Below are 11,613 nucleotides of genomic sequence, written 5' to 3' on the forward strand. Positions count from 1 at the left end.
GCGTTGCTAGCTATCAAAATTGAATTCCATGGAATCCTCCCCACCCACCCTGCGTCCCTCCACCTGGACCCCCGCCATCCGCATGGGCCTGTCGATTGCCGTCGCCACCGGCCTCTACGGCATCTCGTTTGGCGCCCTGGCCGTGGCGGCAGGCCTGACGGTGTGGCAGGCCATGGCGCTGAGCCTGCTCATGTTCACGGGCGGCTCGCAGTTCGCCTTCATTGGCGTCATCGCGGGCGGCGGCGCGGGCTCGGCGGCCCTGGGCGCTGCCGCGCTGCTGGGCGTGCGCAATGCGGTCTACGGCATGCAGATGAATGCCATGGTCGCGCCCACCGGCTGGCGCAAGGCGGTGGCAGCGCAGCTCACCATCGACGAATCCGCCGTCACCGCCGCAGGCCAGACCACGCCCGATGAACAGCGGCGCGGCTTCTGGACGGCGGGCGTCGGCGTGTTCGTGCTCTGGAACCTGTTCACGCTGGTCGGCGCCGTGCTGGGCGACGCCCTGGGCGACCCGCGCCGCTGGGGCCTGGACGGCGCCGCCGTGGCGGCCTTTCTGGCCCTGCTGTGGCCGCGCCTGCAACAGCGCGAACCCGTGGCGCTGGCGGTGGTGTGCGGCGTGGTCACCGCCCTGGCCGTGCCGCTGGTGCCGCCCGGCCTGCCCATTTTGTTGGCCGCCGTGGTGGGCGCCGCCTGGGGTTGGCGCGGGCGTACACCGGATGCCCACGGGGACGCGTCTCGCACCGGAGGCGCGGCATGACGCTCTGGGGCTTCATCCTGCTGGCCTGCGCAGCCACCTACCTCACCAAGCTGGCGGGCTACGCCGTGTCGGCCCGCTGGCTGCAAAACCCGCGGATGACCCGTGTGGCCGGCGCCATCACCGTGGCGCTGCTCGCCTCGCTCACGGTGATGAACACCTTTGCCGCAGGCACCGCCCTGGTGATCGACGCGCGCCTGGCGTCCCTGGCAGCAGCGGCGCTGGCCTTGTGGCTGCGGCTGCCGTTTTTGCTGGTGGTGGTGCTGGGTGCGGTGGCAGCGGGGTTGGTGCGCTGGTGGACTTGATATGGCGTCGCTGATGCCTGTGGTGCGCTTGCAGAGCCGCCGCGCCGGGTTTGGCTGGCCCGGGCGGGTGGGTTGGGCGCGTGGCTTTCAGGCGATTGCCGCGCCTGCCATCATCACCCGGTTGCGCCCTGCGTGCTTGGCGCGGTAGAGGGCTTCGTCGGCGCGCTCCAGCAGTTGTTCCATCGTTTCTCCGACGTGGGGCTGGGCCACGCCGACGCTGGTGGTGATGGCAATCGGGGTGTCCGGGCTGCACAGGCATGGGGTGCTGGCGATGGCTGCACGAATGCGCTCCGCCAGGCCCATGGCATCTGCCAGCGACAGGGTGTTTGCAACCACCAGAAATTCTTCGCCACCCATGCGGCCCAGAAGGTCTCCCTTGCGCAGCATGGTTTCTATGGTTCGACAGAAGTGGATCAGTACCTGGTCGCCGGTCTGGTGTCCGTGCGTGTCGTTGACTTTCTTGAAGAAATCAATGTCCAGCGCCAGTACGCAGGGGGTCTGAGTCGGGTCGTCCAGGGCAGCCTGCAGGTTTTGCACGATGGATCGGCGGTTGAGCGCGCCGGTCAGCACGTCTGTTTGCGCCTGGACGGCCAATTCTTGTTGCAGTGCCACATGGGTGCTGACATCCGCAAAGGCGACAACGGCCTTGCGGTTTTCTGCGGGGCCGAACGGGGTGACGCGGGTGCTGAACACCCATCGCTGGCCATTTCGACCCACCATCGAATCGCGGTCTGTGCCATGGCGTTCGCCGGTTTCAAGGGCGTTCAGCGTGGGGCACAGCCCCGCGTGAACCGGTTGTCCGTCAGGTGTGAGGTGGATGGTTTCATGCAGATTTTTACCCACCAGCTCGGCTTCGCTCCAGCCCAGCAACCGCTCGGCCTCCCGGTTCATCCAAAGCACATGGCACTGGCGGTCCACCATGATCATTGCATGGCCTGCCTCCTGGGCGATCATGCTCAACTCGGCCTGCTGGTCTTGCAGGGCTTGCTGAAAACGCCGGCTTTTGACGCGTGATTGGTGCCACAGCACTGCCAGGGGAAGGGCGATGAGCAGTGTGATGGCAATTCTTTTGGCGGCTATCTGGGTGGCTTCGGCGGCGGCAGCAGCGCAGGGCTCGTTGGCACGCCGTTGTGCCAAAAGCCACTTGGGCGCCTGCACACCATCACCGGTCGTCTGGAACCACTCGTAGTGATAGCACTCGCCCAGGCGCTCGAAGCTTCCGCTGTGCTGGCCTTCAATGGATGCCCACAAGGCCGGGTCCTGCGCGCTCAGTCGTGCCGACGGATCCAGCATGAACTGCCAGTCCAGTGCACCCCCTCCGGGGATCCAGCCGCCGGTGGCATTGAGCATCACCAGATCGCTGCCAGCGGGCAGGTTGACGCGCAGGCTGGCGAGCAGTTCATCAGCAGCGATGTTCAGCACCATCAGCCCCCTGCGGCTGCCATCGAGGAAAACCGGGGCCACGGCACGCAGGGTTGGCCGGTGGGGTTCTTCAATTACTCCCTGCTCGACGTTCAGGTCCAGTTCTGACACCAAAACCTGGCCTGCGCCAAGCTGAAGCCCCGTCTGCACATAGCCGCGGTCCGACTTGTTTTGCAAGCCCTGCCTGTGCAAGACGGATTGGCCGTTTTCTCTGTCGACCCGAATCTTTTCCTGCCCGTTCTGGTCGATGTAGCGTGTCTGGTCATAGTCCCCGCGCAGCATGGACAGGGTTTGCAGCGCTTTTTCGGCATGGGTTGTGTTTTCAGGTGTGGGGTCGCTCAAATACAGGCCCAGCACGGTCGAGCGGGACATCAACTGTGCATCGCGCGTCAATTTTTCCAGATAGCCACTGACCGTGAGCCGCATGTCTGCCAGGTCGTGCTGCACCCGGTCGCGCTCATGGGCTTGGGTCGCTTCATAAGCGTTTCGATGGGTGAGGCCGATTTCGGCGACGACCACCAACGTCAGCAGCAAAAGCAGCAGCGCCAGAGACCGGAAAGCATTTTTTTGCAAAAAATCGCACCTTAAAGAAGAAGAGCCTGAAACCCGGCCGCCATGCTGCCAAAGTTCTCCAGTGGGGCCGGGTCAACTCACACGCTGCCGTTGCAATTCGCGGACAACTTCTTGTCTGCGCAGAAATGGGCGCAGGCGGCTTTGGCGCGGGGGTAGCTGCAAGGCGTCGCTAACGAAAACAGGCAAATCACTGGCGGCGGTCCAGTTCATCAAGTGTTAAGGCTGCGTCGTTAGAGTTCTCTTGTCTGTTCACAGAGGAGAGAAATCATGAAAGCTTTGGTTCTCGTCAACACCGCGCTGGCCGGCATGCTCATGGGCGGTGCAGCATGGGCTGCAAACGATTGTGCAGACCCGGTGGCCGACTGGCAGCCGCGTGAGCGCCTGCGCCAGCAGATCGAGCAGCGCGGCGGCACGGTGCAACGCATCAAGGTGGACGATGGTTGCTATGAGGTTCGCGGTATCGATGCCCGGGGAAACCGATTCAAAGGCAAGTATTCGCCCCAGTCACTGCGCATCAAAAAACTCGAAATCGAGTTCAGTGACGACGCTGAAGCGGCGGACTATCTTGATCCAGCACAGAAAGCCAAATGACGCCCCTGCCCATCGAGGGCTCGTGTGCCGGATGGCGCCCGTTGGCATTTGAAACGCGCGCTGGCTTTCTTCTTCACTTTCAGACCACGGTGGGCGCGCGGCGTGCGCAGTCCTGACAATTTACCGAGAGATTCATTATGAAAAAACTTGCTGCTTTGCTTTGCCTTGCCGGCGTGATGACGCTGCCCAACCTGGCGCAGGCGCGTCCGGTGACCTTGACCACCCAGCTCAAAAACTACGGTGGCGACGGGGCATATCTGGCGATCTACGTGACCGATACGAACGGTCTGTACAAAAAAACGCTCTGGGTTTCCGGAAAAAAATCCAAGTACTACAAACATCTGCGTGACTGGGCCCGTGGCAGTGGCTTGAAGGCGGCAGAGTTTGATGGCGTCAGTGGTGCCAGCGTGGGCAGTGGAAAAACGCTCAAAGTCACCGTGGAACTGGCCGATGTGCTGATTGACTCCGGCCATGAAATTCGCATCGACAGCGCGGTGGAAGATGGGCGCGACAACGCGGCCGACGTGCGCGTGCCCCTGACCACCCAGGGCGCCGGTAAACCCGCCGCAGGGCGCGGCTATGTCCAGTCATTCACCTACGGCATGTGACGGCGCGTTAAGCAAGGGTTCGTACGATGGTGCGCAAGCTTCACTCACTCGCGGGTCTGATCGCCGCCTTGTTTCTGACGGTGCTGTCGCTCAGTGGGGTGGCTTTGTCGCTAGACCCGGCACTGGAGCGGCTCCAGGCCACGGTGCCCGCAGACGGTCAGATCAGCGTGGCAGCGCTGGCGGGCCGGGTGGCGCAGCATTACCCCGATGTCGAGCAAATTGAGCGCACGCCCTCGGGCTCGATCATTGTCTATTACACCCGCAACGACCAGCCGGGCGCAGACCGTGTCGACCCGGTCAGCGGCCAAGGCATTGCCCCCCATGCGCCTTCGGGGTTTTCGCGCTGGGTGAAAGACCTGCACCGCTCTTTGCTTTTTGACACGCCTGGCCGGGCGGTGGTGGGTGTGGTGGCCTTGGCGATGCTTTTCTTGTGTGTTTCTGGCGTGGTGCTGCTGGTCTGGCGCGTTGGGGGCTGGCGGCAAATTGCGCAGCCGCTGCGCGGCGGCGTAAACCAGCGCTGGCACGCGCAGGTGGGGCGTTGGGTGCTGCCGGCACTGCTGTTGTCTGCGTTGACGGGCATTTATATGTCGGCGGCAACGTTTGCACTGGTGCCAGATGGCATGCAAAGCGAGCCGCAGTTTCCGTCCAGGCAGGCGGGCGTCCCCGCACAGCCGGTCACGGCGCTGGCGGCGTTGCTGGCAACCGATCTGAATGACTTGCGCGAGCTGGTGTACCCCCACCCGAGCGACCCTTCGGACGTCTATTCGCTGCGGACGAACCAGGGCGATGCGTATGTCGACCAGGCAACTGGCGCGCTGTTGTCCTATCAGGCCCATGGTGTGGCGCGCCGCATCTACGAGCAGGTCTACCAATTGCACACCGGCGAGGGCTTGTGGTGGCTTGGTTTGTTGCTGGGGATTTGTGCGCTGGGTGTGCCGGTCTTGGGCGCGACAGGCGCGCTGACCTGGTGGGAGCGGCGCCAGTCCATGCCGCGCATTGTTGGCAACAGCGCGGCGCAATCGGCCGACACCATTATTCTGGTTGGCAGCGAAAACAACAGCACCTGGGGCTTTGCGAATGCGCTGCACAACGCCTTGACGCAGGCGGGTCTGCAGGTGCACACGGCGCCCATGAACCAACTGGCGGCACAGTACCGCCGTGCCGAACGCCTGTTCATCCTGACGGCGACTTATGGCGACGGCGATGCACCCAGCTCAGCCAGCCAGTTTCTCGCGCGGTTGGGCAAGGTGAAGGCCCCGCCTGGTTTGGGCTTTGCCGTGCTGGGTTTTGGGGATCAGCAGTTCCCGCGGTTTTGTCAGTTTGCAAAAGACGTGCAAGCCGCTTTGCTGGCCCAGGGCTGGCGCCGCATACTGGCGCTGGAAACGGTGGACAGGCAGTCGACCCAGGCGTTTGCCCGCTGGGGCCAGGCCGTCAGTCAGCTGATCGGCCAGGAGCTGGCGCTGCAGCACACGCCCAAGCCCCCGCGAACGGATGCTTTCCAATTGGTCGAGCGGGTTGACTACGGTGAGCAGGTGAATGCACCCACCAGCATCTTGCGCTTTGCCCCCGTGGCGCGGTCAGGGTTGGGGGGCCGCTGGCAGCGTCTGCTGGGGGGCGGGCGATTGCCGCATTTCGAGGTGGGCGATCTGGCTGGGGTGGTGCCCCGGGCAGTGCAATACCCCGTTTCTATTCGCTCGCCAGCGGGTCGCGCGACGGTGTTTTGGAGATTTGCGTGCGAAAGCTTCCCGAAGGCTTGTGCTCCCAATTTCTTCACGGCCTGAAAGTGGGGGAGCGGATGGACGCCTTTATCCAGCTCCATCCGGATTTTCGCCCAGTGTCTGGAGAGGCGCCTGTCATTCTCATCGGCGCCGGCACAGGGATCGGGCCGTTGGCGGGGTTCATTCGCAACAACACGGGCAAACATCCCATGTACCTGTATTGGGGCGGGCGCGACCCTGCTTCCGATTTTCTCTATGAGCCCGAACTGAGCCGTTATTTGGCAGATGGCCGGCTGACACAGTTGCATGCCGCCTTTTCGCGGGTCAAGGACGGCGGGTACGTACAGGATCGCGTCATCGATGATGCGGAGCAACTGCGCCAGCTCATGGCCAATGGCGGGCAAATTCTGGTCTGCGGCAGCCGTGGCATGGCAAAAAGTACCCTGCAGGCACTGGACGAAGTGCTGGCCCCCATTCACCTGGATACACAGACGCTCAAGGCGCAGGGACGTTACCGTGAAGATGTTTTCTGAGGTGCAGAACTCCTCTGGCACGCCGGCGCAGCGCTACAGCCTGAACGGCGAAACCATGGGCACGCGGTACAGCGCCGTTTTTTTTGCGCCGCCGGGTCTCGATGCGGCTGCAATCCATGCCCAGTTGTTTGCCGCAGTGGACGCGGTGGATCGACAAATGTCCACCTGGAAGCCCGACTCGGACCTGAGCCGCCTCAACGCCGCTCGGGTGCAGCAATGGCTCACCATGCCCCCCGAGCTGGTGAGCGTGCTGCTGGCATCGCTGCAGTTGGGGCAGCAGTCCCTGGGAGCGTTTGATATCGGTGTGGGGGCCGTGGTCAACGCCTGGGGTTTTGGCCCCGGCCAGCAACAACCCGATGCGCAGCAGATCAAGGCGCTCAAAGGCCAGCCCCATCGCTCTGCAATAGAAGCGCTGGATATCGACCCCGGCAATCACCGGGTTCGCAAACGGGCTGCCATCACGCTCGATCTTTCAGGCATCGCCAAAGGCTTTGGCGTGGACCAGTTGGCCCATTGCCTGGATGGCTGGGGAATCGCCAGTTATCTGGTGGGAATTGACGGTGAAATGCGTGCGCGTGGCCTGAAACCAGACCAGCGGCCGTGGGCCATAGCGATTGAGAAGCCCCTTCGGGGCGTGCGTGAGGCCATGGGCGTAATGGAACTCACCGATGCGGCCATTGCAACCTCGGGCGACTACCGCCACTGGATTGAAGTGGCGGGCCAATACTTTGCCCACACCATGAGTCCTTCCCTCGGGCGGCCCTTGAACAACCGGCTCGCGGCAGTCACGGTAGTGGCACCCGCCTGCATGCTCGCCGATGGATGGGCAACCGCACTGCTGGTGCTCGGTGAGGAGGCCGGAGTCCGTTTGGCACAAGAGCGGGGCATGGATGCGGTGTTCGTGTTGCGGGATGGCGATGGATTTGAGGAGATCGCCATTCACGCTGGGCAGCGTCAATAGCGTGTTTGAGCCGAATTTTGCGTGGGCGCAGCTTGGGTGCTGCTTGCTGGAGCTGGGGGAATGGTCGTGAGGGCGCGGCGAATCCTTGTTGACCGCCAAGGTGGCAGCGGACATGGCTTTGTGGCTGCGGCTGCCGTTTTTGCTGGGGGCGGCGGCGGCGAGGGTGGTGTGATGGTCGGGGTGATGCCGGACTGGTGGATGCGGTCAGCGCTGATGCGTCTCAAAATCCGATGCCTCGCAGGCGGAACGAACACGTCCTCAACTATGAAGAAGAGATGAATGAGTGGCAGCTACCGGCCAGGAGCTGACTTTCGAAGTGGCGGGACGGCCACCCGCTCAGGCTGGTTAGAGTCGTTCAAACTAAGCTACTGAGTGTCCGTTAAAGCGGATACCGGACATTGCCAAGTCACCGCCCGTCTGCGCGGTTTAGCCCCGACGGAGAAGCTGTTTGCAGCCGTGACCTCGCCGGGGCCGATCACTTGCGAAACCTGTCCGTTTGGCATGGAATTCGGATGTGACCATTCCAGTATCGCTATGATCGCGACCAATACTCAATAGCCATTTCATACTTCATGCGCCGACTGCTCGCAGTCATCCTGTTGCTCTCCTTCTTCTGCCAGGCCTTCGCAACGGCCCGTCAGGTGGTACCGTTCGACCATGAGGGAGCATTCCAGGTGGTGCACGCCGAGATGCATTTGGATGGTGCCGCGCACCACCATGACGAACACGGTGTGATGCACCAAGACGATTCCCGGGAGTCGATCCAGCACATGCTTGCGGAAGCAGGTCCAGGAACCGCAGCACTTTTCCATTTCCCCTTGCTGTCGCATCCTCTCGACGGCTCGCCTGCACCGGCAGAGACCGACGAAACCGTGAGCCCATCCCCCTATCTGGACGGGTTGCGACGACCCCCCAGAGTGATTTCCTGATCCACCCTTAGCGCCCCGCTTCTCACACGAAAGCGGGGTTGTTCATCGGTGCGGCAGTCCTTTTGATCAGGCGCTGACGCGTCAAAGATCCCGGATTGCTGCCTTTGATCGGTCAGGAATCACGTGCGTTTTGTTATTTCCGGGTTTGCGGTGCGTTGCGCCACAGGCTGCGCGTTGAGCTGCGCCCTTGTCGGCGCTGCGGTTGCGCAGTCCAACACCGCCCCTTCACTTTCTGCCACGGCATCTCCTGTGGCTCCAACACTGGCACAAGCTGTGGATGCCGCATGGCAGCGTGCTACGCAGGCAAGAGAAGCTGAAGGTCAGATGCAGCGGGTTGCGGCGGATCGTGTGGCTATCTCCAGCCTGTGGGCGGCCCCACCGGCGCTGGAGTTTTCCTACCGGGACGACCGCTGGCAAACGTCCGCTGGACGCAGGGAAGCCGAGGCCGGCCTGGCGTGGCCGCTGTGGTTGCCTGGGCAGCGCAATGCACGCGGCGCTGCTGTGGATGCCGACGTAGAGCTGTCACAGGCTGCCGTTCAAGCGGGGCGCCTGCATTTCGCGGGACTGGTACGGGAAGCTGCCTGGGGCATTGCCGCGCAAAAGGCCGAGGTCGACCTGGCTGACGCCCAAGTGCGATCTCTGCAGGAGATATCCGATGACGTGCGCCGCCGTGTCAAAGCGGGTGATCTGGCGCATGCGGATGCGCTTGCCGCTCAATCCGAAGCGCTGGCTGCGCAATCTGCACAGATGGCTGCACGGCAGCGTCTGAGCGCCAGCCTGTCTCAATGGACAACCCTGACGGGCATAGCCCTGGCGCCTGATCTCACGGCTGCCCCGGTTGTTGATGGGGCCGGAGTTTCACCAGGCGGGGCGCACTTCACCGTTGAAACCCACCCCGATGCGCGTGTCGCTGCGCTGACGGTTGAGCGCGCTCGCAAGCGGCTGGACGTGGTGGCCGTCACAAGGCGCGACCCACCTGAACTGCTCCTTCGTATCCGGCAAGACATGCCGGGTAGGGGTGAGTCGGCTCAAAACAGCATCGGCGTAGGTGTGCGCATTCCCCTGGGCACAGCGAGCCGCAACCAGCCGCTGCAAGCTGCCGCACTGAGTGAGCTGGATGTAGCGCTGACCACGAAACAGCGAACCGAGGAGCGGCTGGCTGCTGACGCCGCGATGGCGCAGTCTGCGGTGCACACGGCAGAGCAGCAACTGGAAGCGGAGCGCCAGCGCTCGGCACTCCTGCGGGAGCGTGCCACGCTCATTGAACGATCTTTCAAGGCGGGTGAAACACCGCTGCCGGAGTTGTTGCGCGCTCTAGCCGCAGCCTCCCAAGCCGACACCAGCTTCGCACGCCAGCAAGTGGCCCTGGGCCTGGCCCGCGCCCGCTTTCAGCAATCTCACGGAATCCTTCCATGAACCTCTTGAATCTATGCCCCCCTCGTTGCCGCCTCTCATTGCTGGGTGCAGGCTTCGCCGTGCTGGTGCTTGCCGCAACACCCTGCTATGCCGCGCCAGGTGCGCACGGCCCCAATGGCGAGCACCTGGATGCCCCCGCTCAAGCTGGGGCCCAAAGTGGCACCGGACCCAGCTTTGAGGCCCGCTCGGAAGCCTTCGAGTTGGTGGGCCGGCTGCAAGGCGGAGAGTTGTCCATCCTGATCAACCGCTTTGCCACCAATGAACCTGTGCTCAATGCCACAGTGGAAGTGGAGACGGGCGCTCTCAAGGCGCCTGCCAAGTTCCATGCAGATATGGGCGACTACGCCATCGACGATGCCAACATGCTCAAGGCTCTGGCGGCACCCGGTGACCACCCCATGGTGGTCACCGTACTGGCGGGCAATGACTCCGACCTTCTGGACGGCACCCTCACGGTCGCGGGCGCCATGCTCGATGACCATGGTCACCCCCACGACGACGGTCACGCCCATGGGCCCTCCCGAACGGTCTGGCTGGCTGTGGCCCTGGCGGTCCTGGCGGCGGTCGGTTGGTTCCTTGGCCGCACGCGTAAGGCTGCAGGTACGTCCTCCAAAGGAGGTGCGCTGTGAACTCATCGACTCAAAAAACCAAGGCAACCAGCATGCTCCATGTTTTCGGCTTGAGTGTCATCACGTGCATCGCGGCGATGTTTCCACCTGCTGCCGTCGCAGCGCCGGGTGCCCATGGGCCGAACGGTGAGCATCTGGATGCCCCCACGGCGGTCAACGCATCCGGTTTGATGCGGTTGCCAGACGGCAGTGTCAACGTTCCGATGCTCGCCCAACGGCGCCTGGGCATCCGCACACAGTTGACCTCTGAAACCCAGGCAGCAGCCACCACCGAGTTGTCAGGCCGGGTGGTAGTGGACCCCAATGCGAGCGGTCGGGTTCAGGCAATCCATGGGGGTCGCATCGAAGCGGGACCGCGCGGGCTACCGGTCGCCGGCCAGACCGTGCGCCAGGGAGAGGTACTGGCCTATGTGGCCCACCATGCAGAGCCTTATGCCTTGGCAAATCAACAGGCCCAGCTGGCCGAGTTGCGCAGTGGCCGAGAACTGGCTGCACAGCGGGTGCAGCGGCTGCAGTCCCTCGAAGGCACGGTGCCGCGCAAGGAGATCGAGGCGGCACGTGCTGAGCTGCAGAGCCTTACCGCGCGCGAAAAAAGCATTGGAGCGAGCCTTGCTGCCCGAGAGGCCTTGCTGGCTCCCGTCTCCGGGGTGATTGCAAGGGCTGATGTGACCAAAGGCCAGGTGGTTGAGGCCCGCGAAGTGTTGTTCGATGTGATTGACCCGGCACGCGTGCTGGTGGAGGCCACTACGGCAGATCCTGGCTTGCCCGCACGCGTCGGCCAAGCCCACATGCAGGGGGTGCCTGGAGTCAAGTTGCAGCTGGTCGGCGCTGCGCGCAGCCTGCGCGATGGCGTGCTGCCAATGACCTTCAGGGCGGTCCCGGAGCAATCGGGCACGGCTTTGCCGCTGGCGGTCGGACAGCCCGTCACCGTCGTGGCCTCGCTGAACGAGCAGGTCAAAGGCTTCGTCCTGCCTGCGCAGGCCGTCGTGCGCAACAGCGCCAACGAACCGGTGGTCTGGATCAAGTCCGGTGCAGAGCGCTACATTCCTCAACCGGTGCAATATCGGTCTTTGGACGCCGCCACGGTGGTCGTCACGCAGGGCCTGGGCGCTGACAACCGCGTGGTGGTGCAAGGTGCGCCGCTGATCGCGCAGATCCGCTGAACGGAGCCCAT

At 63.5% G+C, this 11,613-nt stretch carries 12 protein-coding genes; 11 read left to right on the forward strand and 1 reads right to left on the reverse strand.

Annotation, left to right across the window (positions count from 1 at the left end; translation table 11 throughout):
* Positions 1 to 28: 28 nt before the first annotated feature.
* Both K226_RS0108195 and K226_RS0108200 read left to right on the forward strand, forming a co-directional pair.
* Positions 29 to 757 carry an AzlC family ABC transporter permease gene (locus K226_RS0108195; RefSeq protein ID WP_024814342.1) on the forward strand — a complete coding sequence of 243 codons (729 nt, stop codon included), beginning with the start codon at positions 29 to 31 and terminating at the stop codon, positions 755 to 757.
* Positions 754 to 1,059 (forward strand): AzlD domain-containing protein, encoded by a 306-nt coding sequence (locus tag K226_RS0108200; RefSeq protein WP_024814343.1) that lies wholly within the window; start codon positions 754 to 756, stop codon positions 1,057 to 1,059. The genes K226_RS0108195 and K226_RS0108200 overlap by 4 nt, the downstream gene beginning before the upstream one ends.
* Before the next feature lie 87 nt (positions 1,060 to 1,146).
* On the opposite strand, the gene K226_RS19305 is transcribed toward K226_RS0108200, so the two are convergent.
* Complete coding sequence (locus tag K226_RS19305) at positions 1,147 to 3,054, reverse strand: sensor domain-containing diguanylate cyclase (RefSeq protein WP_024814344.1); 1,908 nt, start codon at positions 3,052 to 3,054, stop codon at positions 1,147 to 1,149.
* A 267-nt stretch (positions 3,055 to 3,321) separates the two neighbouring features.
* On the opposite strand from K226_RS19305, the gene K226_RS0108210 reads away from it, so the two are divergent.
* From K226_RS0108210 to K226_RS0108255, 9 genes are all read left to right on the forward strand, one after another.
* On the forward strand, positions 3,322 to 3,645 hold the full coding sequence (locus K226_RS0108210) for a PepSY domain-containing protein (protein ID WP_024814345.1): 324 nt from the start codon (positions 3,322 to 3,324) through the stop codon (positions 3,643 to 3,645).
* A gap of 137 nt (positions 3,646 to 3,782) precedes the next feature.
* Entirely contained in the window at positions 3,783 to 4,253 is a 471-nt protein-coding gene (locus tag K226_RS0108220; protein ID WP_024814346.1) for a DUF2271 domain-containing protein, read from the forward strand.
* 26 nt (positions 4,254 to 4,279) lie between these two features.
* Positions 4,280 to 6,034 carry a PepSY domain-containing protein gene (locus K226_RS18795; protein ID WP_238324209.1) on the forward strand — a complete coding sequence of 585 codons (1,755 nt, stop codon included), beginning with the start codon at positions 4,280 to 4,282 and terminating at the stop codon, positions 6,032 to 6,034.
* Between the two features lie 14 nt (positions 6,035 to 6,048).
* Complete coding sequence (locus K226_RS20210; RefSeq protein WP_369795414.1) at positions 6,049 to 6,504, forward strand: hypothetical protein; 456 nt, start codon at positions 6,049 to 6,051, stop codon at positions 6,502 to 6,504.
* On the forward strand, positions 6,494 to 7,465 hold the full coding sequence (locus tag K226_RS18800) for an FAD:protein FMN transferase (RefSeq protein ID WP_051463522.1): 972 nt from the start codon (positions 6,494 to 6,496) through the stop codon (positions 7,463 to 7,465). The genes K226_RS20210 and K226_RS18800 overlap by 11 nt, the downstream gene beginning before the upstream one ends.
* Positions 7,466 to 8,037: 572 nt before the next feature.
* Complete coding sequence (locus K226_RS19450) at positions 8,038 to 8,394, forward strand: hypothetical protein (protein WP_081739339.1); 357 nt, start codon at positions 8,038 to 8,040, stop codon at positions 8,392 to 8,394.
* Between the two features lie 324 nt (positions 8,395 to 8,718).
* The gene (locus K226_RS0108245) at positions 8,719 to 9,810 is read left to right on the forward strand and encodes a TolC family protein (RefSeq protein ID WP_238324211.1); all 1,092 of its coding nucleotides are present in this window, start codon (positions 8,719 to 8,721) and stop codon (positions 9,808 to 9,810) included.
* Complete coding sequence (locus K226_RS0108250; RefSeq protein ID WP_024814349.1) at positions 9,807 to 10,439, forward strand: hypothetical protein; 633 nt, start codon at positions 9,807 to 9,809, stop codon at positions 10,437 to 10,439. Before K226_RS0108245 ends, K226_RS0108250 begins: the two co-directional genes overlap by 4 nt.
* A gap of 32 nt (positions 10,440 to 10,471) precedes the next feature.
* Positions 10,472 to 11,602: an efflux RND transporter periplasmic adaptor subunit gene (locus tag K226_RS0108255; protein ID WP_024814350.1), complete on the forward strand. Its 1,131-nt coding sequence runs from the start codon at positions 10,472 to 10,474 to the stop codon at positions 11,600 to 11,602.
* The last annotated feature ends 11 nt before the right edge of the window (positions 11,603 to 11,613 follow it).

It is taken from the genome of Acidovorax sp. JHL-3 (assembly GCF_000526295.1).
Classification (GTDB): Bacteria; Pseudomonadota; Gammaproteobacteria; order Burkholderiales; family Burkholderiaceae_C; genus Acidovorax; species Acidovorax defluvii.